Here is a 23,156-nt window from a genome sequence, read left to right as displayed (position 1 = left end):
CAACAATATGGAGGTATCACATGAAGTTATACAATTCAAAAATCAATCAAATCGAGGCATTTGAACCGATTGAATCGGGAAAGGTTTCGATGTACGTTTGTGGTCCTACCGTATACAACCAAGCACACATTGGAAATGCTCGTCCCATCGTTGTATTTGACTTGCTTCGACGTGTGCTTGTCGCAGGTGGGTATGAAGTAATGATGGTTTCAAACTTTACCGATGTTGATGATCGCATTATTCAAAAAGCAAAGGAAGAGAATGTTCCTGAATCAGTAATTACAGAACGGTACATTGATGCTTATAATAAAGTGCGTACAGGTTTGCACGCTGAAGGCATCAATGCAACACCACGAGTCACTGAAACGATGGATGGAATTATCGCATTCATTGAAAATTTGGTGGCACAAGACTTCGCATACGAAGTCAATGGCGATGTGTATTTCCGTGTCCATAAGATTAAAGATTATGGAGAAATTTCTTCTCAAAATATTGATGACCTCTTAGTGGGTGCCCGAATTGAAGCAAATACTGCAAAAGAGAACCCTTTGGATTTTGCGTTATGGAAAAATACCGATGACGATGGAATCAAGTGGGACTCGCCGTGGGGCCGTGGCCGTCCGGGGTGGCATACAGAGTGTGTTGTTATGATTAATGATGAATTTAAGATGGAACTCATCGATATTCATGGTGGCGGACAAGATTTAAAATTCCCACACCACGAAAATGAATCAGCACAATCAAAAGCACTGCACAATCATGATTTAGCGAACTATTGGGTTCATAATGCAATGTTGAATCTTGATGGCGTCAAAATGAGTAAGTCTCTTGGAAATGTAATGTGGGCACAGGACTACATTGATGCCTTGGGTTCAAACTTAACACGTTGGTTGTTGTTATCCACACACTACCGTCTGGTATTGAATATGACAGATGAACTCATTGAACAAGCGCGTACTGAACTTACTAAAGTCTCGCAAGCCTACTCAAAAGCAGTGATTACTTTACAACGAGAGCAAGCAGAAATTGGTCATGTGTTCGATGCAGAAACATACACAAGTTTTATGGCTGCATTGAATGATGATTTGAATGTTGCCAATGCCAATGTCTTCCTTTTTGAAACAGTGAAGCGCCTAAATCAACTCTTACGTATAAAAGATGTCGATGTTGAGGCAGTTTCTCAATTGGTTGTGACTATGGAGATGATGTTGAATGTTCTGGGGATTGTGTTAGAACGTGTCGTTCTCACAGATGCTGACCGTGCCACCTTTGATGCATGGGAACAAGCGAAGTTAGATAAAGATTTTGAGCGCGCGGATGTTTATCGCAAGACGCTTAGTGAAAAGGGGTTAATTTAAGATGAATCATTCGGGAAATGTCCTTGCATTTGTAGGTGATGCGGTACTATCACTACAAGTACGCTCCTACTTGGTTTCACTTGGAATTACCAAAACTAAGACACTTCAAGAAAAGTCGACGCAATTTGTAAGTGCGAAGGCGCAAGCAAATTTTATGATGAAATTACTCAATGAAGATCGTTTAACGGAAGAAGAAATGGTGATGTATAAACGAGGAAGAAATGCGAAAAGTACCTCGATTGCAAAGAATGCGGATGTGACAACATATCGCATTGCTACAGGATTTGAGGCATTGTGGGGATACCTCTATTATGCTAAGGAAACGTCACGACTGGAAAGCTTGTGGCAAGAATTTATAGAAACGGTGGAATTATAATGTCAGAGTTTATTTTTGGGAGAAACACAGTAACTGCGTATTTGAAGAGTGGGCAGAAACCGTCGAATCTCTATCTGTTTAACAAAGGAAGTTTTACAGAATTGGTGGCACTTGCGAAAGAGTTGGGTGTAAAACCACAGTTTGTCGACAAACACCGCTTGGATAAAATGGTTCAAGGAACACATCAAGGTGTCGTGATTGAAGTTAGCGATTATCGTTATACTGAGTTGGAAGATATCATAAAACAGGCAAAGAACAAATTGATTGTAGTTTGCGATCAACTTGAAGATCCACACAATCTCGGTGCTATCCTACGGACGTGTGATGCAGTTGGTGTTGATGGTGTCATCGTTGGAAAACATCGTAGTGTTGGTTTGACATCAACAGTTGCCAAAGTTTCTACTGGTGCAATCAATACAATCAAAGTTGCACAAGTAACAAATTTAACGCAGGCAATACAAGAATTGAAAGCGGCAGGATATTGGGTTGTCGCAGCTGAGAACGCAGTTGATGCGGTGAGTTATACTGAATTCAATGTTGATATGCCGATAGTATTAGTTGTTGGTTCAGAAGGGAAAGGCATTTCCCGTCTTGTGATGAAAGAATGCGATATACTTACGACGATCCCGATGCACGGAACGGTTAATTCACTCAATGTATCGGTTGCGACAGCAGTGTTGCTCTTTGAAATCGTAAGACGTCGCGGTTAACAAATAAAGCGAGGTCGCAATGATTGGTGATTATGAATACCTTTATATGATACGACAGCATAATAATGATGCGATGGAAATTGTTTTTGATAAATTCAAAAACCTTCTATGGCGACGTGCGCATGACTTTATGGCACAACAACACCCCCAAGGAGTAACGGTTGAAGATATGTTTCAAGAGGCTGCAGTGGGATTTGTTGAGGCAATTTATGCATACAGAGAAGATATGAATGTTGGCTTTGCATATTTTATTAATATCTGTGTCGAATCTAGTATACGCACCGCACTGCGTAAGTGTCGTAGTAGGTCGTACACCCAACTTGATAATAGGCTATCCCTTGATATGGTGATATCAGAGGATGGTGCTTTATTTTTGAGTGATGTAATTGAAGATAAAAATATTCGTAATGATCCGTATTTCATGATGCAGTACTTTGAGGGTCAAGTGATACAATCACAAACGCTTGCGACGATATCAGATACAGAACGGTACATTTATACGCTTAAGGAAGATGGATTTACATATCATGAAATTGCAATATTAACGCGTAAAAGCACAAAATTCATCGATAATACATTGCAGAAAATTCGCCATTTAATGGTTCGTAATTCATATGAATAAGCAAGACTAAATCGAAGGTTTAGTCTTTTTGTTTACCCATCTTAGAAATCATGGTATCATGAGATTATCAAAAGGAGGTGCCAGACTATGGGATATTGTATTGATAAAAAAACATGCGAACACAACACAATCAAGACGTTTGATGCTTTTTGTCGTACAATCACTTTTACAACTCTTTCAATAAACGCGGGACAAGTCCGTCCAAATTGAAGGAATGGTAAAAACAGAGTCTGAACTTTCTGACCTTGCTTTTACGCGAGGTTTTTTTATACCCTTCCTTCACTTTTATTAATGAAAGAGGAAGAAACTATGAAAATAAGAATAAATCAAATAACCAAAAAATATGCTGGTGATATCGTGATTGATGCCTTGAACTTTGAAATCCTCAAAGGGAGTAAAATCGCAATTGTAGGCGAAAATGGTGTCGGAAAATCAACCTTGTTAAAAATTATCGCAGGACTGGAAACAATTGAAAGTGGTGATGTCATCGTTCCAAAAGAAATGCGTGTACAATATATGCAACAGATATTCCCAACTTACACAGGGGGTGTGCGAGCGTATCTATCAAGTCAATTCAAAGAACTGCACCAACTATCTGAGAAATTAGTGCAATTGTCGGATGCAATGAGCACTGAAGCGGACGTAGAAAAATTACTAATTCAGTATGGAAAAGTACAATCTCAATTTGAATCACAAGGAGGCTATGAGTTTGAAAACAATGTGGACCGTATTTGCAAAGGTTTGGGTATTTTTCAACACCTTGATAAGCCCTATATCTCTTTAAGTGGCGGTGAAAAAACGCGGATTGAGTTGGCGAAATGCTTGTTAGCCGATGCGGAAGTCCTGTGCTTGGATGAGCCAACGAATCATTTGGATTTTGAAGGTATCGCTTGGCTTGAACAGTTTTGTCAGGCAAGTGCAAAGACGATTGTTCTTGTATCGCATGATCGCAAATTCATCGCCAATGTCGTTACATCAATCCATGAAATTGAAGATGGTAAGCTAATTTCTTATATGGGAGATTACGATTATTATCGTAAGGAAAAGCAAGAACGATTCGTGCGGTTGGTTGATGATTATAAAGAGCAACAAAAACAGATTCAAAAATTACAGCTTGCTATTCGGCGTTATCGCCAATGGGGAAATGAGTCAGACAACGAAGACTTTTACAAAAAGGCAAAAATGCTGGAGCGTCGTCTTGAGAAAATTCAACGAGTTCCAAAACCTGTGGAATTAAGAAATCGTCTGGATATTACACTGGATGCAAGCATTCGAAGTGGCGAAGAAGTCATCATTGCCAATGATTTATCGGTAGGTTATGATAAACCGATATCATCCGAAAACTCCTTTCGTGTGAAATGGCAGGACCGATTTGCTATCGTAGGCAAAAACGGAAGTGGAAAATCAACGTTAATAAAGACGTTACTAGGAGAACTTCCGCCGCTTGCCGGAACGGTTGTTATAGGACCTTCAGTGAAGGTGGGGTACCTGCCCCAGCAAATTATGTTTCCAAATCAGAAAGAGCGTATACTTCAATATGTAATGCACACATGTGTACTTTCTGAAGAGACGGCTCGTCGCTACCTTGTGAAGTTTGGTTTTTATCAAGAAGATACCTATAAACCGCTACACTATCTTAGTGGCGGAGAACGGGTTCGGCTAAAACTGCTCGAAATCCTGTTGAGTGATGTAAACTTACTGATACTTGATGAACCAACCAATCATTTAGACATTACAAGTTGTGAAATAATTGAACAACTTGTATCAGAGTATCAAGGTACACTAGTTGTGGTTAGCCATGATCGATACTTTCTCGAGAGTATAAATGCAAGACAATATCAACTTAACGTGAAAGCAACAGATTCCCAGTGATTCTTGATTTCTGTGTCAAGGTAAGGAAGGTAAAAAGATGCTGTTTAAGTGCCGATAAGTAACGGCCTTCAAAATTGACACTCGTAATTGATTATGGTAAAGTAATAGAGCACGAAAGTGGGGTTTTTTATTATGTCGAATAAACGAGAAAAAGTAATTTTGATATGTACCGAATGTCTCTCTCGTAATTACTCCACGAGTCGAAATCATTCAAGTGCAAACGAGCGTCTTGAAATTAAAAAGTTTTGTAAACGATGCGGTAAACATACATTGCACCGCGATTCAAAATAGGAGGAATAATTATGAGCTGGTTTAGTATTGCTGGAATCAAAGAAGAGATTCGTAAAATTCAATGGCCAAGTCGCAAAGACATGGTGAGAAATACAACAATTGTAATCACATTTGTATTGTTCTTTGTTGCATATTTCCTTTTAACTGAAGTGGTCCTTGTTTGGGCATTACGTTTATTAGGAATTGGTGGATAAGATTAATATGGAAGATAAACAATGGTATGTGGTCAATACGTATGCTGGACACGAAAATCGTGTTAAAGAAAACTTAGAGCGACGTGTTGAATCCATGGGAATTGAGGATGCGCTATTTAGAATCCTTGTTGCCGAAGAAAAAGAAATTGAATATAAAAACGGTAAAAAAGTTGAGAAAATGAGAAACCTGTTCCCAGGTTACTTGTTTGTTGAAATGATTATGACCGACGAAGCATGGTATATTGTTCGAAATACACCAGGAGTTACTGGATTTATCGGTTCATCAGGTGGTGGTGCAAAACCATTCCCTGTTTCGCCAGAAGAAATCGAGTCAATCTTACGTCGAATGGGTATGAGTGATCAAAAACTTATTGTTAACTTTGAAGTTGGCGATACAGTTAAAATTCTATCAGGTCCGTTTGCTGGTATCGAAGGAACTGTTGATAGCATGAATAACGATGCGCAGTCAGCAATGGTTCTCACAATTCTCTTTGGTCGTGAAACACCAACTGAGATTTCGTACACAGATTTAGAACGTATTTAGTAAGACGGGCCTTGCCCGTTTTTTTATGGTCTCACACATTTCAAGAAGTCGTGTGATTGCGTAGTTTTTATAAAAAATGTTGTATAATAGATAGGTAATGGATGGTGGACTATGAGGCGAAGTGGAATTGGATACGCGACTGGAAAAATAATACTAATGGGAGAACATGCGGTTGTTTATGGCAAACCTGCAATTGCTCTTCCTTTTCATGCAGCAAAAATAGAAACAACGGTTGTATTTCATCGCGGTGCAACACAAATTGAGTGCAGTTACTATAAAGGCGACTTGGCCAATGCACCAGAGGTGATTAGTGGTGTAAAGTCATTGATTATTACAACCTTAAAATATCTTAAGAAACCGAATAAGAATGTTCGTGTTGTTATTCAATCGCAGCTACCTGCGCAACGCGGATTGGGGTCAAGTGCAGCTGTTTCTGTTTCAATCGTTCGTGCTTTATTTGATGCTTTCCACATGCCGTTGTCAGATGATGTATTGGGCAAGCTTGTGAGTGTTGCTGAGGAAATTCATCATCTGAACCCCAGCGGTCTGGATGCAACGACAATATCAAAAGGTAAGCCTGTTTACTTTGACCGTGAAAAAGGAAAAGACGATATTTCACTGAACTTGGATGGTTATATTGTAGTTGCTGATACAGGTGAGTTGGGTCAAACACGCTTGGCGGTTACTGAAGTAAGCCAACGCTTGGAAGAAAATCCTGAAGTGATGGAACCGTTGCTCAATCGTATTCATGAGTTGACAGAGCAAACACGCGAAACGCTCGAGTCAGGGGAAATTATAACCGTTGGCTTGGCAATGAATGAAGTCCATCAAATCCTACAACAATTTAATATTTCAAATGATGCCTTAGATCGCTTGGTCTCAACTGCTCGAACTCATGGAGCGTTGGGCGCTAAATTGACGGGTAGTGGTAAGGGAGGATGTATGATTGCTTTAACACGTGATTATGAAACGGCATCCGTCGTTGCAGCTGCTCTTGAGGCGGAAGGTGCCATTCAAACCTGGCTGTATAGTTTAAAGGAAATGATTCACCATGACTAGAACCGTAAGAGCGCATACAAATATTGCGTTGATAAAATACTGGGGAAAAGAAAATAAAGCGCTTAAAATCCCCCATAACTCCAGTCTGTCTTTAACACTGGATAAGTTTTACACAGATACGTCTGTCACCTATGATCCCACTTTGTCTAACGATGTCTTTATACTCGATGGAAAAGAAGTTGATGATAAGGTTAGCAAGCGCGTTTTTTGGTTTATGGACCAAGTTAGGGAACGGTACGGTATTCAAGACTATGCGCGTATTGAATCGGTCAACCATGTGCCTCGTGAAGCGGGATTGGCTTCAAGTGCATCGGCATTTGCGGCGCTTGCGAAAGCAGCGACCCTCCATCTTAACTTAAGTGATACTGAAGTATCCCGTCTTGCTCGCCTGGGGTCCGGCAGTGCATCACGTTCAATTTATCCTGATTTCGCGAAATGGCAACGCGGAAGCGATGATACAGATAGCTATGCAGTTCCAATCGAAATGGAACCATGGTCACAATTTCGTATGATTGTCTGCATTCTTAACGACCAAATTAAACCCTATCCCAGCAGTGAAGCAATGGACAAAACAGTTTTGGAATCACCTTACTATAAGGCGTGGGTGCATCAAACAACGCTTGATTTGCAGGAACTTGAAACAGCGCTTAAAGCGCATGATATTCGTTCTGTCGGAATGATTGCGCAAACAAATGCCCTGCGTATGCATGCTTCCTTAATGGCAATAAATATGTGGTACTTTGAACCGCGGACGATTGAGATTATGAATATTTTACGAACCTTGCAAAAGGATGTACCTGCTTATTTTACGATGGATGCAGGACCCAATGTAAAAATAATGACAACGCAAGAAAACGTTGATGCTGTCATCGCGGCATTACCCAAGGATATCTCGGTTGTGGTCTGTAAGGCAGGGCCAGGAGTGTACGAATTATGATGACATTAAAATTTCCAGGGAAATTATATCTGATTGGCGAATATGCCGTAATAGAAAAGGGTCAAAGTGCAGTTATCTACGCCGTTGATCGTTTTTTATATACCGAGATTGAAGCGTCAAACACAATGTTGATAGAGAGCAAGTTTGGAGCCTTGGATCAAGAGACGATGTTTTCTGATACATTGTCCATGAAGTATGTCAGCAAAGCGCTCGAAGTCGTACATGAATATTTGGGAGAGCCGCAAGGTTGCTATCACTTAACGATAAAGAGTGAATTGGATAGCGATGAGAACAAGAAGTACGGTTTTGGATCATCAGGAGTGGTCGTTGCAGCAGTCATTGCGACCGTTGCGAAATTTTACGGAAAGACGCTTACCAACGAACAAATTTTCAAGTTGGGTGTGATTGCGCAATATCGCTTAAATGAGCTCAGCTCCGGTGGTGATTTAGCGACTGCTTTATACGGGGGTGTGATTCAATACACGCGATATGACAATGAATGGTTGCAAGATCACAATGGTGATTTATCCCTTGTGGATCGAACGTGGCCATTACTCAATGTGATCCCATTAACAAAGGATAACTATAAGATTGCGGTTGGATGGACACAAACTGAGAACCGCACCAGTCACTACGTTAATAAATACCGTCATGCTTGCATTGAGGATACTGGAACACATCAAGAAATTCTCAAAGAGGCACGAAAACTTGTTGAAGACTTTGTTACAGGTTGGCAGGATAAAAATACAATTTTAATTGAGACAACGGTACAGTCTTACCGTGAATTAATGCAACGGATTGCCAGTTGGGCGAAGATTAATGTAGAGACACAAACGCTCACTCACTTAATCGAAGCGGCGCATGAACTCGGATATGTTGCGAAAGTCTCTGGATCGGGTGGTGGCGATTGCGGATACGCACTTATCACTGATGAAAATGTTGAAAATCTTGTTAAATTGAACAAAGCTTGGAACAAACATGATATTCTATACCTAGATGTAAAGGGTTGGTAATAATATGAACATTAGATCGCAACGAAAAGATGATCATGTAGTTCACGCATTAGAACAAAATGGCTTTCATAATGACTTTCAAAACGTACGTTTTGTACACAACAGTTTGCCTAACATAAATATGAGCGATGTTGATTTAAAGAGTTCATATTTGAATCATCGCTTTGCGTATCCTGTCTATATCAATGCGATGACAGGTGGTAGCGAAAAAACAAAAGAGATAAACCGTCGCCTTGCGCTAATTGCTGCGCGCTTTGGTTTGGCAATGTCAGTAGGTTCGCAACATGTTGCATTGGATGATGCATCACAAGTTGCGAGTTTTTCCGTTGTGCGTGATGTGAATCCTAATGGATTTTTAATTGGTAACGTTAATGCAAATGCAACCGTTGAAGAAGCGCAGCGCGCAATTGCGATGATCGATGCCAATGCGTTGGGAATCCATATCAATGTCGCTCAGGAAATAACAATGGATGAGGGAGATCGTGATTTCTCACATTGGTTGGACCACATTCGTGCCATTGTTGAGGCGGTTGATGTTCCCGTTTTGGTTAAGGAAGTCGGATTTGGCATGAGCCTTAAAACAGTCCAACAACTCTATGATTGTGGCGTACATTATGTCGATGTCAGCGGTCGTGGCGGTACAAACTTCATCGAGATTGAAAATGCGCGTTCTGAAAAGAAACGGTATGACTATCTATCAGATTGGGGAATAACCCCCGTTGAGTCGTTGTTGATGACACGTCCGTTGCATCATAAAGTTTGCATGCTTGCTTCGGGAGGTGTTACCACACCGTTAGATGTTCTGAAATTGGTTGCACTGGGGGCACAAGGTGTTGGTGTGTCAGGGTACTTCCTCAAAGTTTCCCATCTTGATGAAAAGGAAATGTTCGAGGAAGTTGCGCTCTTTTTAGAAGACTTAAGAAAATGTATGGTACTAATTGGTGCTCAAAATATCAATGAACTAAGAAATGCGGATATACAACTTCGAGAAGGGTTGGTGATGTATCGTGAAACAAAATAAACCTGCGATTATTGGCCTCGTTTTTGTCCTTCTCATTGCACTTGTAACAACATCGTATTTCATTCTTTCAAATCGTTGTACTTTGGATGGTGCCAGTGTATGCTTTGACAAAGAGACACAAACATTTGGTGTCGAGAAAGATGCGGCATTGCTTGTTCAAGTTGAGAGTAAGGAAGTCGGCGAGTTTCTCGTTGCGAAGTGGAATGAACTTCATCCTGACTTCAATGGTGCAGTGACTTATAAAGTTGAAGCACCGCTCACACTAGACGAAATGGCGTTACCATTTGAGACAGATATCATTGTAGCAAGTCAAAACAATGCTGCGTTTTACTTTGATCGTTTCTATGACTTAGGTGGCAAAATGGATTCAGTCGTTGGGTCTAAGACACCATCACAACTTCAAGATACGATGAATGTTAAAGGATACTACTTTGTACAAAACAGTGTAACTGGGCCCGTTTTTGCCTACAACGAAACACTGATGAAAGAATTGGGGTTTGATCTTACGGATGCTGATAATTCGGGACTTCCAGACGTCTTTGAGACATGGGATGATATCATCGAAAAAGCACCAAAGATTACTGAGAAAATCAACGTCGTGTTTCCACTAACGTTCACCGATCAATCCAGCTTTTATCCATTCTTTACAGGTGGGCGTTGGACGCTTAACTTTACCAAAAATGGCTCAAAGCCAGGATTTGATACACGCGAGTTTCGCGAGGGACTCTCACTGATTGAATCTTTGGGTCCTGTTGTTTTGGATAAGACCGTTGCGGAAGAAGTAAAGCCGCCAGAAGCTGAAAAAGAAACAACAGAAATCACAGATAAAGAAACAACAGAAGTCGCAGATACGGAAACGACTGATGGGGAAGTTGTTGAGACAACGGAGACTGAAATTACTGAAGCAGAAACGCCAAAAGAACCTGAGGTTCCAAAGGTGTTCCGTAACAGTGCAGAGTCACTGAAGTGGCAGTATGAACAAGCATTCTTCTCACGTCAGTCTCTTTTCACAATAGTAAATGATTTCGATTTGACATCAAAATATGCCGCGCAAACGGGTGATACTTATGTTTACGCTCCATTTCCATCTTATGGAACGCACCGCCTCTCACCACAAGCAGATGTTGAGGGTTATGCAGTACGTAAAGAAGTTGCGTATCCTTCTGCTTCGGCGGAGGTATTACGAATTTTGCGTAGTGGGGAAGCAGTGAGTGTTTATCATAATTCTACACAAAAAATTCCTGTATATCATCGGACATATTTGGATGAATTAACAATTGAGAATCCAACAGTAATGCAGCGTGTATTAGCGTATAACTTTAGTGATGCACTCCCTGTGATGGCATTGAATAACAATCCTGATGTACTCGCGCGTAGTATTTATACAGAGGTAGATTTCATGCCAACGATGCGTGAGCTCTTCAATGGTAAGATTACTGTGGATGAAGCACAAGAAAAGATTGCGAAACTTGCCCAAGTGTGGGTTGACAAAAATGATATAATTAAAGAAGAGTAAAACTCTTCTTTTTCTATAATGGAGGACAATATGGATTGGAAAACACACATAAGCAATGAACAAGAAAAACCTTATTATCAGGCACTGGCCACATTTGTGAAAACACAACGTGCGTCTGAATCAGTGTATCCTCCAGAAGCACAGGTGTTCACGGTGTTTGAACAAGTTGCGTTTGATGATGTTAAGGTTGTGATTTTGGGACAAGATCCGTATCATCAACCAGGTCAAGCGATGGGAATGAGTTTTTCAGTGCCGAAGGACTTTAAACTTCCCAAAAGTCTTGTGAATATATTTAAAGAACTCAATGATGATTTGGGTATTCAAAATACACAAGGTGATTTAACATCATGGGCAGATCAAGGTGTTTTTCTTTTGAATACACTTTTGACTGTTAGGGAAAGTGAGCCAATGTCACACCAAAAGCAAGGATGGGAAATGTTTACGGATAGCGTGATATCGAAGCTTGGTGAGCGTAAAGATCCAATCATATTTGTATTGTGGGGAAAAAAAGCACAAGATAAGAAACATTTGGTTCAACCCCATCATTACTTTATTGAATCAAGTCATCCATCACCTTTGGGTGCATATCGTGGATTTATGGGCTCAAAGCCATTTTCGAAAATTAACACGTTGTTGCGTGAAATGGGGAAGGACCCCATTGATTGGAGTACGGATGTTTAAGACAATTGATGAAGCTTTGGATGTTGTGATGTCACGACGCAATCAAACATATGGGATCGCATTGTTTAAGCAAGCGCTTGAATCGTTAGGGAATCCTCAAGATGCACTTCGTATCATTCATATTGGCGGTACCAATGGCAAAGGGTCGACCACAAACTATGTTCGCACTATTTTGCAGACCGCAGGCTACAGTGTTGGGAGTTTTACATCGCCTCATTTGGTAAAGCATAATGATCGAATTCGCATCAACAATCGCGAAATCGATGATGAGACATTCTTAAACTATATCAATAAAACACTCCCGCTTTGGGATGCATATACCTTGAGCATGTTTGAGATTGATATGCTAATTTCAATATTATATTTTAAAGATAACAGGGTTGATTATGTCGTCTATGAGGTTGGTTTGGGAGGGCGTCTTGATGCAACCAATGTTGTAACGCCACTTGTAAGTGCGATTACCAATGTAGGATTTGATCATCAAGGTATTTTGGGAAATACGATAACTGAAATTGCATGTGAGAAGGCAGGAATCATCAAACCCAACGTACCCCTCATTACCACAATATCGGGTCGTGAAGCGATGGATGTTGTGATTGATAAAGTCTATGAGACCCATTCGCGTCTGAAGCAAATATGTGTTCCGTATTATCATACAGAAGGACAAGCCTATATTTTCCACCACGAGGGAATGGACATACGAATTGAAAATCAAGGTGCATATCAAGTGGGGAATGCTGCGCTTGCCGTTTCGATTGTACGTGAAATTTTACCAACTCTTGAAGACTCAATTATCCAAGAAGGCGTCCTTCATGCCAATTGGCCGGGTCGATTCGAAGAAGTGCTACCGCGCGTGTATCTCGATGGTGCCCATAATGAAATGGGGATTCGCCAGCTTGTCGAAAGCATGCAGATTCTACCTAAGCCATGGATCGTTGTGTTTACTGCACTCAAAGATAAAGACCATTCGGAAATGATTGAAGATTTGGTTGGTGCGTTTGACACTGTTATTGTTACTGAGTTCTCGTTTTACCGCGCTGCAAGTGCAGAAGAATTGGCATTCAATCATGATGTAATAACAATTCCAAATTACCAGGACGCGATTCGCTATGGTCAAGAACACCAAACCGATGGAACCTTAATAATTACCGGATCACTTTATTTTATTTCTGAAGTCCGTGCACTGTTAAAAGGAGAGAAAAATGATTAAACTAATTGCTGTTGATATGGATGGGACGTTTCTGAATGGCGATATGGATTACAATCGCACTCAGTTTGCGGAATTATATGAACAAATGAAACAACAGGGAATAAAGTTTGTTGTTGCGAGTGGCAATCAGTACTATCAATTACGCTCATTTTTCCCAGATATTCACCATGAAATTGCATTTGTCTCTGAGAATGGTGCCAATGTTGTGAGTGAATTGAATGATGTTTGGCATGCGAAAATAAGTCGTGATGTTTCAGAACATGTCCATGCAGTTTTGAGAGATTATCCAGATGGTGACATTTTAGTTTGTGGTAAAAAGTCAGCATACATTCATACGAGTCAAACCCAAGACTACTATGAGAGTGCACTAAATTATTATCATAAACTTGCATGGATTGAGGATTATGATGCAATTGAAGATGATTTGCTTAAGTTTGCCCTGCTTTTTCCTCAAGATCAAGTTGAGGCTGTCGTAAAACAATTAACGACCGAACTGCAAGGGAAAATAATTCCAGTTTCAAGTGGTAACCGTGCAGTTGATCTCATTCTACCAGGAGTACACAAGGCAAATGGATTGGCAATCTTAGGAGCGTTATGGGACATTAAACCCGAAGAAATGGTTGCTTTTGGTGATGGTGGTAACGATGTCGAAATGTTAGTGTATGTGGGTCGTGGCTATGCAATGGCAAACGCCCAGGATCGTACGAAGGCGGTCGCTGATGAAATCATTGCCAGTAATCGCGAGAATGGTGTTCTGGATACAATAGCACACATTCTTGCGAGTAATATGGAGTAAGCAATAATTTAAAATACAAGGAGATCGCATATGTATGATTTTAAAACAGTAATAAATCGAACAGAACAAGGGTCTGCAAAATGGCGCGGCATGATGAGTGCGAAGAAAGATATAGATCCATCCGTAATGCCTCTTTCTGTTGCGGATACTGATTTTGTAATGGCTCCAGAAATTGTCAAAGGCCTCCAGTCATATTTGGAGACAATGGTTTTGGGGTATACTTTGCTCACACCATCTTACTATGAAGCGGTGATAGGTTGGTTCAAACGCCGCCACAACTGGGATGTAAAACAAGAGTGGATTGTAGAGTCTCCAGGTGTAGTTACAGCGCTCTTCAACGCTGTCGGTGCGTTTACGGAAGAAAACGATGGCGTTGTGATTATGCAACCTGTTTATTATCCATTTAAAATGAGTATTGAGAATCAAAAACGACGTGCTGTGGAAACAAACTTGATTGTTGAAGAGGGAATCTATCGTATTGACTACAACGATTTGGACTTGAAAACACAAGATCCGTCAGTTAAAATGCTAATTCTTTGTTCACCACACAATCCTGTGGGAAGAGTATGGTTGCGCGAAGAACTCCTTGCAGTTCATGAAATTTGCGTGCGAAATAATGTACTTGTGGTTTCGGATGAAATTCATTTCGATCTAATTATGCCGGGGCATCAACATGTTGTTTTCTCAACATTGAACGAATCTGCTGCGCAGAACACGATTGTTGCAACGGCCCCAAGTAAGACGTTTAATCTGGCGGGATTACAGACATCAAATTTGGTGATTGCGAATCCAGTAATTCGTAAACAATATCGCGATTATGTATCACTTCAAGGATTTCATGCCTTGAATGCGTTGGGGCCCAAAGCATGCGAAATTGCGTATAACGAGTGTGAAGGTTGGCTTGATGAATTTGTTGGTCTGATTGATACAAATCGTCGTTTGTTTAAATCATTCATTGAAACAAATATCCCTGAAATTATCGTATATCCATTGGAAGGTACCTACCTACAATGGTTTAACTGTGAGGGTCTTGGTATGAGTGATTCTGAGCTGAATCGATTTATGGTTGAGAATTGCCAGTTGTTCCTCGATGCGGGCAACATGTTTGGATCACAAGGGGAGCAATTTCAACGTATTAATATCGCGTGTCCAACTGATAAACTACAAGAGGCACTGGAACGTCTGTATGCAGGCGTGAAGGAAAGATAACATGGTTAATCCGATTAAAGAAATTGCGATGCATGTAAAGTTGATGCGCGAGGAGATGATAGAAACACGTCGCTACCTCCATCAACATCCCGAGTTATCGGGTAAGGAATATGAGACGTCGGCATATTTGAAGACGAGTGTTCGTAACAGTGGGTTGCCCGTTACAGATGTTCCAAACAGTACTGGTTTCTATGCTGTTTTGGATACGGGTCGCGAGGGGAAAACAGTTGCTTTGCGTACGGATATTGATGCATTACCCATCACAGAAGATCCTGAGAACCTTAATCAAAAACGTGTTTGTGTTTCCAGAAATGATGGCGTAATGCATGCGTGTGGTCACGATGGTCATATGGCAATTCTTTTAGCCGCTATGAAAATCCTTGTAAGTGTCCGTGAGACCTTGACAGGAAAAATTGTATTTGTATTTGAAGAGGGTGAGGAAATTGGGTCGGGGATACACCCAATGATTGCTGCACTTTCTTCTTTACAGATTGATGCAATTTATGGAATGCATCTTACGGCATTTATGCCAACAGGAACAATCAATGTTGATGAAGGTCCACGTATGGCGGGTTTTATTGATGTGGAATTTGATGTTGTGGGACGTGGTGGACATGGGTCGCGTCCGGATCTATCCATAAACCCTCTTTTCGCAGTTGGGAACATTCTAACCGGACTGGGTACTGCGTGGGCAAATCAAATTGATATAAGCAAAACGGTTACCTTGGGACTGACGCAAGTTCATGCAGGTGCAGCGAACAATGTTTTCGCAGATAGTGCCTTTGTGGGTGGAAGCCTGCGCTACTTTGATAATGCGGAAGGAATTCACGCCTTAGAGGTTTTAAAGCATGTTGCACAAAAAACTGCTGAGGCACATCGGTGCAATGTGGTCTTTAGAGAGACAACAGGCGTTAAATGCAAACCAGTCATTAATGATGTGGCTTTGGCTAAAATCGTCCGTAGTGGGGCTGAAAAGATGTATGAGGGCAGCGTGGTTGAAGGTGAACCATGGTATGCATCCGAGTCATTTGGTTTCTATGATGAAATTGCCCCGATAGTCTTTGCATTTATCGGCTGTGGCAATGAAGACGTTGGTTCAGGTGCCGTTCATCACAACAATCACTTTGATATTGATGAAGCTTCGCTTGAATTTGGATTGGGAACAATGTTGCAATTCGTTTTTGAACTTCAAGATTAAAAAAAGAGCAAATCCTCAGGGATTTGCTCTTTGCTATTACAGTACTTTACTTAAGAATTCTTGTGTACGTTTACTTTGGGGATTATCGAAGACCGCTTGTGGTGATCCTTGTTCCTCAATAATACCGTCATCCATAAACAGGACACGATCGCTAATTTGTTTTGCGAAGTTCATTTCATGTGTCACAATAACAATCGTCATCCCATCATCGGCAAGCGATTTAATAACATCCAAGACATCTTTAACCATTTCTGGGTCAAGTGCACTGGTTGGTTCATCAAAGAGCATGACTTGCGGTGACATCGCAAGTGCTCGTACAATTGCGAGACGTTGTTTTTGTCCGCCAGACAACTTGGTTGGATGTTCGTTTGCTTTGTCTGCAAGGCCAACTTTTGTGAGTAATTCCATTCCAAGTGCATCAGCATCGTTTTTGCTCATTCCTTTTTCAAGAATGGGTGTAAGGGTGATATTTTCCAATACAGTCATATTTGGAAATACGTTGAAGTTTTGAAACACCATCCCAATTTGTTGACGAAGTGCATCGATATTGGTTTTTGCATCTGTTAAATCATTGCCATTAAAAAGCACTGATCCAGATGTTGGCGTTTCTAAGAGATTGAGACAACGTAGTAGTGTCGATTTTCCTGAACCTGAGGGTCCAATGATTGAGACGACTTCTCCTTCATTGATAGTTTCACTAATGTCTTTAAGAACCTTTAAATCGCCGAAGTTCTTGCATAAATTGCTAATTTGGATTAATGGATTAGGCATTGTGATCTAATCTCCTTTCGAAGTACTGAACAGCTTTTGAGAGGCTGAAAGTAAGTACAAAGTAGATAACACCAACAATAATAAGAGATTCAATCTTAAGTGTTGTTGCTGCTGTAACGATACTTTCCGCAGTCATTAAGCTGGTAATGAAGAAGATTGATGCAAGAGAAGTTTCTTTGATCATCGTGATAAACTCATTACCAAGTGCAGGTAAAATATTCTTAATTGCTTGCGGTAGAATGACCTTAGTCATCATATGTTTGTTTGAAAGACCCAAACTTTTTGCGGCTTCAAATTGTCCACGATCAACAGCTTGGATTCCAGAACGGATTACCTCTGCAACATAAGCACTGGAGTTTACCACAAGTGCGATAATAATCCAGTAGATTTCGGGAACGGAGTGGCCAATTAACTGACCGCCTCCATAATTAAAGAAATAAAGTTGAAGTAGAATCGGTGTTCCACGTAGAATCTCAACATAACCTGAAGCAATCATATTGATGACTTTAATTTTGGACATTTTTCCTAAAGCAACAATACCGCCAAGGGCTGTCCCAAAGAGAACGACAACTGCCGAAATCCAGAGTGTTCCCCAAGCACCATCAAGGAAAACCTTGAGGTATGTTGGATTGGAAAGTAAATTGAAGATATTATCAATCATTGATTATTCAACTCCTAAACTGAGTGCTAAGTCCTTGGCTTCGTTCAACCATTGAACGTAAAGACCATTTGCTTTCACTTCTTCGATAATTGTGTTGATTTCATTGAGTAAGTCTTCTTGTCCCTGTGAAACAATAATCATGGTTCCGTCTTCATCACTTGCAGCAAATTTAACGTCACTGAGTTTTAATGAAGGATCTTTTTGAATATATGGTTCGGCTGTTGCACATGAGATTGCGACGGCTTGAACTTTTCCGGCAGAGAGGTCAAGAACACCGTTATTGACTTGTTTGATTGGGCGGATTGTAGCGTTTGGTACTTGTTTTTCAGCATACATTTGTTGAACTGAAGCATTTTGTGCGGCAACAGTAATGCTTGAATCATTGATTTCATCGATTGAAGCAAAATCATTGTCTGCTTTTACAAGGAAACCTTGGCAAAGTGATTCTGAGTTGTCATAAGGCTTGCTGAAGTCGATAACTTTTGCACGCTCTTCAGTCCATGTAAAACCTGATAGTCCGATATCATATTTCTTGAGTGAAACTGCAGAGGCAATATCATCGAAGCTAAGGGGTTTAATGACAACATCAACGCCTAATTTCTCACCGATGTATTTTGCAAGTTCAACGTCTGCTCCAACATATTGGGCATCACCAGTTTTTGATGGATCGACAAATTCATACGGAGCATAGTCGGGTGAAAGGGCAACCGTAATTTGACCTTTCTCTTTAATCGAAGTTAAGAGGTCATCGGATGATCCCTTACTTCCACAACCTGTTAATACAAATAGTGTTGCCAGTGCAACAATAAGTAACTTTTTCATATGCTTTCTCCTTTGATATGATGGGAAATAAAAACGTCCCTAGATAATAACTATCTAGAGACGTGTTAACGCGGTACCACTCTATTTGCCTTACATATGTAAGACCACTCTTCTATAACGCTAGTTGGCGATTGAATCTACTCATTTCAATTCAATATCTCCCAAGTGCGGTTCATCATAGTTCAATTACCAGGCTTCCACCGTCCCTGATTCGCTGTAAATGTTCCTATGACTACTCTCTTGATCATCGATTATTTGGATAATCTAGGGAAATAAAAACGTCCCTAGATATTTGTAATATCTAGAGACGTGTTAACGCGGTGCCACTCTAATTGCCTTACTTATAAGTAAGACCTCTCTCCTGTAACGCTAGGTTTGCGATTGAATCTACTGATTTCAACTCAATGTCTCCCAAGTGCGGTTCAACGTAACTTCATTTCTCAGGCTTTCACCAATCCCTGATTCGCTATAAATGTTATTAAGTCTACTCTCTTGTTCAATGACTTACTTGTCATGTTAACTTAAAAACTTCGTCTTGTCAAACAAAAAAAGTAAATTATTGCAATTTATAATACATATATTTGATGTTACGTAACATTTGACCGTAAAGAAACCAAACCTAGGCTATACTAGGAATAGAAATTAGGAGGTAGAAGTATGAAGAAATTATTGAAATCTGCAGCGACTTTTGGCTTTGGCCTTGCAGCAGCGACTCTGATCACAAAAGCAATTGACTTAAAGACTGAAAATGACACTTCTTCCAAATCTAAGACAACTCTCGAAAAACCAGAAATCGAAAAAGATGTAAAGATTCGTCCCACTGTGGAGAAGTGTGTAAAAGGGGATGGACGCGTTGTGTTTATTCTTAAACAAAGTGAAAATGCGTTTAACTCCTATATGAAGGAGTCGATTGCTCATTTTGGCTCAGATCTGACAATCAATCCTGGCCAAGTACATGGTGTATTTCGATCAATTGTATTCCCAGAGATGTGGAGTCATACTGGACACGAAGTATTGCTCAGTGTAACAGCAGAATATCATAATGATGAAGGGCGAGGCATCGAACAAATCACCAACCTTAAACTATCGCCAGGAACAAACGTCGAAGATCGCACGCTCACACATGCAGATATTCAACGCTTTGCAGATGAGATGTCACGTGGTGTGATGCCAAAACAAATAAGTTTTAAATTTCATATGCAAGACCACCATGCAGTTTATTCACTCGTGGATGAAAATTTTGTATTTAAGGATCCCTTCCGCTTTGAATTTGAAGGGGATGCGAATACACGATTTATCATCAGTATGTGGGCGAAATATGACTCAGGTGATGAAACAGAAATGATTGAATCGGTTTTCCGGATCAGCAAGTAAAGAAAACAGACCTTATTCTGACGAATGGGGTCTGTTTTCTTTCTGATCGTTAACAATCGCATATAAATGGATGTCATAATAACACCCATCAAAACGAAATGCTTTGCGTTTTGTTCCTTCGTATAAAAACCCGACGGATTCATAAACATGGCGTGCCCGTGGATTGAAATCGTACACCTCAAGTTCGATGCGATGAAGGTTGAGTGTATTTAAGGCGTAGGTGATAAACGTCTGGATTGCATCACGACCATACCCATGATTTGTGTGGTCCATGGCCATAAGTACTCTAAAGTTACAGGAGTTGAGTTCCGAATCCCAATCGTTAAGAACAACCTCGCCGATAACTGTATCGTTGACAGTGATTGCGAGGTCAAGGCGGTCTGTTTGAGCGTTAATCGTGCGATACCATGTGCGCATACCATCAATGCGCTCAGGGGAGTAAGGTGTATTGGCTTCCTCTGTAGTTATTGAACTTCCAGTTAGAAATCGCAATGTTGGATCGCTAATGATTGCAATCATCGGTTCAATATCAGCTTCTTCAAAAGGTCGAAGCACGACGCGCTCACCAACGAGACGTGGTTTTTCCATAGACATGAGTATTCTCCTAGCGTTTGGTTAAAAGTAACGTTAATTCATGACGGTTGTGAAACAGTTGCCTTCCTTCAATGATGTTGAAGTTGCGTCTCACCATGCTAAGTGTTGAAAGGATAAAATCATAGTTGTATTCTTTCGGTAGTTTCAGTGTCAAAACCGCATAACCGTCAGGATTAAGGTTAAGTGCAAGATGATTAAAGATTCCAATGCTTTGTTTCACGGTCATTTTCATATCGTTGACCATAACATCAAACATTTGATTTGGAAATTCTTGCATGTATTCCTGGGTGCTTCCTTTATAGTGGCGCACTTTTGTATTCTTTTTAAGTTGAGGATCTAACTTTGCAGGATCGACTGCGATGACATCAAAACCTTGTTCTGTTAAAACTTGAGTCCACCCTCCTGGTGCAGCACCCAAATCTAGAGCAAGCCCGCTTACGTGGGGGACATTGAATGACTCAAAGACTTCACGCAGTTTGAATTCGGCTCGCGAAATACTGCTTTGTGCTTTTGAATAGTGAACCATTCCAGCGCTCCATTTGCTGAGTTGTAAAGCAGATGTTCCAATGCCATAGAGGATTGATGAGTCGGTGAAATAGAGTGAGACAATTTGTTCTGGATCTTTCACGTTTAAGGTGAAGCCTTGATCAATCAAAGCATCAACAATCGTATTCCGAATGGCAATTCCACGTTGACGCAAATCAAGCGGGGTACGAATTTGAAGCGAAAATGTTTGGTTGGGCTCCAAGTTGAGCTTCATGGGTAAGGCAGGGGCTTCGTCAAGAGCGATTTCCCCATCAATTTTGAAAAGATGACGAATGAAAAGAATCGGTGTTGAACGAATCACATCGACTAATTTTTCATGTTCGAGTTTGGAATCAAGGATGGCCTCTGTGTCACTAACCCATTCGAGTGTTCCCAAACCGGCGTGTTTTTTTACCTCTTGATCCAGTAAATAATTTGAATTGTCATTGCATGTTACGAAATAGCGCATAATGTCTCCTTAGGTGTTGTCAACATTATACCACGCGCAGTATTTGATTAGTGAAGGAGTTTTTCGATGTTTTCGATGCGTTGTCTTGAACTTACAGATAGGGGAACATCTTTGTTCTCGAAGGACATACTATAGTTTAAGTATTTCAAAAGTTCATCTCCAAGGCCCATTGAAACCATTTGTTCGTCTACCGCATAGGCTTCACGGACGATTGTGGGTTGAATGATGTAATTTACCCATGATAATATTTTTGTAAATATAAATGTAAACGGCTTACAGAATAAAGTAAGCCACTTCTTAACAGTTGTGTTCTTAATTTTTAATTGAATGAGCGTAAGAATAATGCACAAAAAGGTATAGATGACGAGAATAATTATCACTGTATCCAAATAGGGAATCAAGAGTGTTGAGAAGTAGATGTCGATGATAAGCATAACAATCGAGGCTTGAAACAGTACGCGCTCTTTTCCTATGTTTGAATGTTGTCGTAATAATGTTGCGATGAGTGTCACATAAAGGTTTTCATCGCTATTTTCTAATGAATACGTCTTCTTACCCAAAGCGGCATGATCTTTATTCAAACTCATGGTAAAGGGTTCATCAATATCTGAGAAATAGTAATTCATTGGCTTTACACTTTGGTCGTGAGATTGAACAAACGAAAATGCGCGATTATAAGTTGATACAAAGCGATCGTGAGTTTCGTCATCTGGGACGACCAATTTAAGTGCAGTTTGTCGACGTGGGAAACGATTGCGTAAAAAAGAATACAAGAAGTATAATCCTGTAAAAAGCATAATGTTGAAGAAAATCATGGCAAAGGGCATCAATATCTGAAAGATACGTAAATCCCGTATGGACGTTTGAATAATGGATTGCTTCATTGATTCGGGAACATCGAAGACATGGGTAATAATGGGGAATTCTTCGGGAAGTAGAAACAGTGAGATGAGTGTTCCGATGAGTGCAGGAATAAGAATTAAGATAATTATTAATTGTAATCTAAGTCGTTTATTTTTTAATTTCATAAGGTACCTCTATAGAAATAACCCTATCACATTTACCACATTACGGTTTAAGTATGTCATTAAGAAGGGAATCCATGTCACGAAATTGAAATATAGTGGAAGCGGTGTTTGTTAATTATGTGTGATTTTCAAGTATTTTCACAAATTAGTGAAACTCGTTACATAAATTATGACGTCTGTTACATTGTCTACCGTTGAATTGTGAAATCGTTTACTCTTTTACCATACGACGATGCAATTCGTAAAAGAGAGGTGATAACAATTAATCCGGTGTTTCAAATACTAATTCGTTTACAAAGGGGATA

General features: G+C 40.3%; 25 protein-coding genes and 2 other annotated features. Of the genes, 19 read left to right on the top strand and 6 right to left on the bottom strand.

Features of this window, described 5'->3' with window-relative positions:
• Positions 1-20 precede the first annotated feature (20 nt).
• From cysS to G7062_RS00480, 18 genes are all read left to right on the top strand, one after another.
• Positions 21-1,358 (top strand): cysteine--tRNA ligase, encoded by a 1,338-nt coding sequence (cysS, locus tag G7062_RS00565; protein ID WP_166063980.1) that lies wholly within the window; start codon positions 21-23, stop codon positions 1,356-1,358.
• Between the two features lies 1 nt (position 1,359).
• A complete protein-coding gene (locus tag G7062_RS00560; protein WP_166063979.1) occupies positions 1,360-1,734 on the top strand; it encodes a Mini-ribonuclease 3 in 375 nt (124 codons plus the stop codon).
• Positions 1,734-2,444: a 23S rRNA (guanosine(2251)-2'-O)-methyltransferase RlmB gene (rlmB, locus tag G7062_RS00555; RefSeq protein ID WP_166063978.1), complete on the top strand. Its 711-nt coding sequence runs from the start codon at positions 1,734-1,736 to the stop codon at positions 2,442-2,444. The genes G7062_RS00560 and rlmB overlap by 1 nt, the downstream gene beginning before the upstream one ends.
• A 19-nt stretch (positions 2,445-2,463) precedes the next feature.
• Positions 2,464-3,066, top strand: coding sequence for a sigma-70 family RNA polymerase sigma factor (locus tag G7062_RS00550; protein WP_166063977.1), 603 nt, complete (start codon positions 2,464-2,466; stop codon positions 3,064-3,066).
• A gap of 309 nt (positions 3,067-3,375) precedes the next feature.
• The gene (abc-f, locus tag G7062_RS00545; protein WP_166063976.1) at positions 3,376-4,938 is read left to right on the top strand and encodes a ribosomal protection-like ABC-F family protein; all 1,563 of its coding nucleotides are present in this window, start codon (positions 3,376-3,378) and stop codon (positions 4,936-4,938) included.
• Between the two features lie 132 nt (positions 4,939-5,070).
• Complete coding sequence (gene rpmG / locus G7062_RS00540) at positions 5,071-5,229, top strand: 50S ribosomal protein L33 (protein ID WP_166063975.1); 159 nt, start codon at positions 5,071-5,073, stop codon at positions 5,227-5,229.
• An 11-nt stretch (positions 5,230-5,240) separates the two neighbouring features.
• Positions 5,241-5,423: a preprotein translocase subunit SecE gene (secE, locus tag G7062_RS00535; RefSeq protein WP_166063974.1), complete on the top strand. Its 183-nt coding sequence runs from the start codon at positions 5,241-5,243 to the stop codon at positions 5,421-5,423.
• Positions 5,424-5,430: 7 nt separating this feature from the next.
• Complete coding sequence (gene nusG / locus G7062_RS00530; protein ID WP_166063973.1) at positions 5,431-5,967, top strand: transcription termination/antitermination protein NusG; 537 nt, start codon at positions 5,431-5,433, stop codon at positions 5,965-5,967.
• A gap of 111 nt (positions 5,968-6,078) precedes the next feature.
• Positions 6,079-7,026, top strand: coding sequence for a mevalonate kinase (mvk, locus tag G7062_RS00525; RefSeq protein ID WP_166063972.1), 948 nt, complete (start codon positions 6,079-6,081; stop codon positions 7,024-7,026).
• Complete coding sequence (mvaD, locus tag G7062_RS00520; RefSeq protein WP_166063971.1) at positions 7,019-7,963, top strand: diphosphomevalonate decarboxylase; 945 nt, start codon at positions 7,019-7,021, stop codon at positions 7,961-7,963. The genes mvk and mvaD overlap by 8 nt, the downstream gene beginning before the upstream one ends.
• A complete protein-coding gene (locus tag G7062_RS00515; RefSeq protein WP_166063970.1) occupies positions 7,960-8,976 on the top strand; it encodes a phosphomevalonate kinase in 1,017 nt (338 codons plus the stop codon). The genes mvaD and G7062_RS00515 overlap by 4 nt, the downstream gene beginning before the upstream one ends.
• A gap of 4 nt (positions 8,977-8,980) precedes the next feature.
• A complete protein-coding gene (fni, locus tag G7062_RS00510) occupies positions 8,981-9,997 on the top strand; it encodes a type 2 isopentenyl-diphosphate Delta-isomerase (protein WP_240915962.1) in 1,017 nt (338 codons plus the stop codon).
• Entirely contained in the window at positions 9,984-11,513 is a 1,530-nt protein-coding gene (locus G7062_RS00505; RefSeq protein WP_166063969.1) for an extracellular solute-binding protein, read from the top strand. Before fni ends, G7062_RS00505 begins: the two co-directional genes overlap by 14 nt.
• 18 nt (positions 11,514-11,531) lie before the next feature.
• Entirely contained in the window at positions 11,532-12,194 is a 663-nt protein-coding gene (locus G7062_RS00500; protein WP_205700138.1) for a uracil-DNA glycosylase, read from the top strand.
• On the top strand, positions 12,187-13,404 hold the full coding sequence (locus G7062_RS00495) for a folylpolyglutamate synthase/dihydrofolate synthase family protein (RefSeq protein WP_166063967.1): 1,218 nt from the start codon (positions 12,187-12,189) through the stop codon (positions 13,402-13,404). Before G7062_RS00500 ends, G7062_RS00495 begins: the two co-directional genes overlap by 8 nt.
• On the top strand, positions 13,397-14,200 hold the full coding sequence (locus tag G7062_RS00490; RefSeq protein ID WP_166063966.1) for a Cof-type HAD-IIB family hydrolase: 804 nt from the start codon (positions 13,397-13,399) through the stop codon (positions 14,198-14,200). Before G7062_RS00495 ends, G7062_RS00490 begins: the two co-directional genes overlap by 8 nt.
• Positions 14,201-14,230: 30 nt before the next feature.
• Positions 14,231-15,409 carry a MalY/PatB family protein gene (locus G7062_RS00485; RefSeq protein WP_166063965.1) on the top strand — a complete coding sequence of 393 codons (1,179 nt, stop codon included), beginning with the start codon at positions 14,231-14,233 and terminating at the stop codon, positions 15,407-15,409.
• Between the two features lies 1 nt (position 15,410).
• A complete protein-coding gene (locus G7062_RS00480) occupies positions 15,411-16,607 on the top strand; it encodes an amidohydrolase (RefSeq protein WP_205700137.1) in 1,197 nt (398 codons plus the stop codon).
• 36 nt (positions 16,608-16,643) lie between these two features.
• Here G7062_RS00480 and G7062_RS00475 read toward each other — a convergent pair whose 3' ends face one another.
• The 3 genes from G7062_RS00475 to G7062_RS00465 are packed head-to-tail and all read right to left on the bottom strand — an operon-like array spanning position 16,644 to position 18,861.
• On the bottom strand, positions 16,644-17,378 hold the full coding sequence (locus tag G7062_RS00475; RefSeq protein ID WP_166063964.1) for an amino acid ABC transporter ATP-binding protein: 735 nt from the start codon (positions 17,376-17,378) through the stop codon (positions 16,644-16,646).
• Positions 17,371-18,039, bottom strand: a complete 669-nt coding sequence (locus G7062_RS00470) for an amino acid ABC transporter permease (RefSeq protein ID WP_166063963.1) — start codon at positions 18,037-18,039, stop codon at positions 17,371-17,373. Before G7062_RS00470 ends, G7062_RS00475 begins: the two co-directional genes overlap by 8 nt.
• A gap of 3 nt (positions 18,040-18,042) precedes the next feature.
• A complete protein-coding gene (locus G7062_RS00465; protein ID WP_166063962.1) occupies positions 18,043-18,861 on the bottom strand; it encodes a transporter substrate-binding domain-containing protein in 819 nt (272 codons plus the stop codon).
• Positions 18,862-18,914: 53 nt separating this feature from the next.
• Positions 18,915-19,118, bottom strand: a binding site (T-box leader).
• 43 nt (positions 19,119-19,161) lie between these two features.
• Positions 19,162-19,370 (bottom strand) — a binding site (T-box leader).
• 148 nt (positions 19,371-19,518) lie between these two features.
• Between G7062_RS00465 and G7062_RS00460 the strand changes: the two genes are divergently transcribed.
• Positions 19,519-20,235 (top strand): hypothetical protein, encoded by a 717-nt coding sequence (locus tag G7062_RS00460; RefSeq protein ID WP_166063961.1) that lies wholly within the window; start codon positions 19,519-19,521, stop codon positions 20,233-20,235.
• A gap of 12 nt (positions 20,236-20,247) precedes the next feature.
• Here the strand turns inward: G7062_RS00460 and G7062_RS00455 are convergent, their stop codons facing one another.
• Genes G7062_RS00455 through G7062_RS00445 form a run of 3 tightly spaced genes read right to left on the bottom strand, consistent with a single transcriptional unit; the run spans position 20,248 to position 22,851 of the window.
• Positions 20,248-20,823 carry a GNAT family N-acetyltransferase gene (locus G7062_RS00455; RefSeq protein WP_205700136.1) on the bottom strand — a complete coding sequence of 192 codons (576 nt, stop codon included), beginning with the start codon at positions 20,821-20,823 and terminating at the stop codon, positions 20,248-20,250.
• Between the two features lie 16 nt (positions 20,824-20,839).
• Positions 20,840-21,823, bottom strand: a complete 984-nt coding sequence (locus G7062_RS00450; protein ID WP_166063959.1) for an FtsJ-like methyltransferase family protein — start codon at positions 21,821-21,823, stop codon at positions 20,840-20,842.
• A gap of 47 nt (positions 21,824-21,870) precedes the next feature.
• Positions 21,871-22,851 (bottom strand): hypothetical protein, encoded by a 981-nt coding sequence (locus G7062_RS00445; RefSeq protein WP_166063958.1) that lies wholly within the window; start codon positions 22,849-22,851, stop codon positions 21,871-21,873.
• Positions 22,852-23,156 lie beyond the last annotated feature (305 nt).

The organism is Erysipelothrix sp. HDW6C (genome assembly GCF_011299615.1).
GTDB lineage: Bacteria > Bacillota_I > Bacilli_A > Erysipelotrichales > Erysipelotrichaceae > Erysipelothrix.
This window is presented reverse-complemented; position numbering and strand designations above follow the sequence as displayed.

Coding starts and splice junctions, on each gene's coding strand:
- cysS (WP_166063980.1), top strand. CDS start 21: ATGAAGTTATACAATTCAAAAATCAATCAAATCGAGGCATTTGAACCG.
- G7062_RS00560 (WP_166063979.1), top strand. CDS start 1,360: ATGAATCATTCGGGAAATGTCCTTGCATTTGTAGGTGATGCGGTACTA.
- rlmB (WP_166063978.1), top strand. CDS start 1,734: ATGTCAGAGTTTATTTTTGGGAGAAACACAGTAACTGCGTATTTGAAG.
- G7062_RS00550 (WP_166063977.1), top strand. CDS start 2,464: ATGATTGGTGATTATGAATACCTTTATATGATACGACAGCATAATAAT.
- abc-f (WP_166063976.1), top strand. CDS start 3,376: ATGAAAATAAGAATAAATCAAATAACCAAAAAATATGCTGGTGATATC.
- rpmG (WP_166063975.1), top strand. CDS start 5,071: ATGTCGAATAAACGAGAAAAAGTAATTTTGATATGTACCGAATGTCTC.
- secE (WP_166063974.1), top strand. CDS start 5,241: ATGAGCTGGTTTAGTATTGCTGGAATCAAAGAAGAGATTCGTAAAATT.
- nusG (WP_166063973.1), top strand. CDS start 5,431: ATGGAAGATAAACAATGGTATGTGGTCAATACGTATGCTGGACACGAA.
- mvk (WP_166063972.1), top strand. CDS start 6,079: ATGAGGCGAAGTGGAATTGGATACGCGACTGGAAAAATAATACTAATG.
- mvaD (WP_166063971.1), top strand. CDS start 7,019: ATGACTAGAACCGTAAGAGCGCATACAAATATTGCGTTGATAAAATAC.
- G7062_RS00515 (WP_166063970.1), top strand. CDS start 7,960: ATGATGACATTAAAATTTCCAGGGAAATTATATCTGATTGGCGAATAT.
- fni (WP_240915962.1), top strand. CDS start 8,981: ATGAACATTAGATCGCAACGAAAAGATGATCATGTAGTTCACGCATTA.
- G7062_RS00500 (WP_205700138.1), top strand. CDS start 11,532: ATGGAGGACAATATGGATTGGAAAACACACATAAGCAATGAACAAGAA.
- G7062_RS00495 (WP_166063967.1), top strand. CDS start 12,187: ATGTTTAAGACAATTGATGAAGCTTTGGATGTTGTGATGTCACGACGC.
- G7062_RS00490 (WP_166063966.1), top strand. CDS start 13,397: ATGATTAAACTAATTGCTGTTGATATGGATGGGACGTTTCTGAATGGC.
- G7062_RS00485 (WP_166063965.1), top strand. CDS start 14,231: ATGTATGATTTTAAAACAGTAATAAATCGAACAGAACAAGGGTCTGCA.
- G7062_RS00480 (WP_205700137.1), top strand. CDS start 15,411: ATGGTTAATCCGATTAAAGAAATTGCGATGCATGTAAAGTTGATGCGC.
- G7062_RS00475 (WP_166063964.1), bottom strand. CDS start 17,378: ATGCCTAATCCATTAATCCAAATTAGCAATTTATGCAAGAACTTCGGC.
- G7062_RS00470 (WP_166063963.1), bottom strand. CDS start 18,039: ATGATTGATAATATCTTCAATTTACTTTCCAATCCAACATACCTCAAG.
- G7062_RS00465 (WP_166063962.1), bottom strand. CDS start 18,861: ATGAAAAAGTTACTTATTGTTGCACTGGCAACACTATTTGTATTAACA.
- G7062_RS00460 (WP_166063961.1), top strand. CDS start 19,519: ATGAAGAAATTATTGAAATCTGCAGCGACTTTTGGCTTTGGCCTTGCA.
- G7062_RS00455 (WP_205700136.1), bottom strand. CDS start 20,823: ATGGAAAAACCACGTCTCGTTGGTGAGCGCGTCGTGCTTCGACCTTTT.
- G7062_RS00450 (WP_166063959.1), bottom strand. CDS start 21,823: ATGCGCTATTTCGTAACATGCAATGACAATTCAAATTATTTACTGGAT.
- G7062_RS00445 (WP_166063958.1), bottom strand. CDS start 22,851: ATGAAATTAAAAAATAAACGACTTAGATTACAATTAATAATTATCTTA.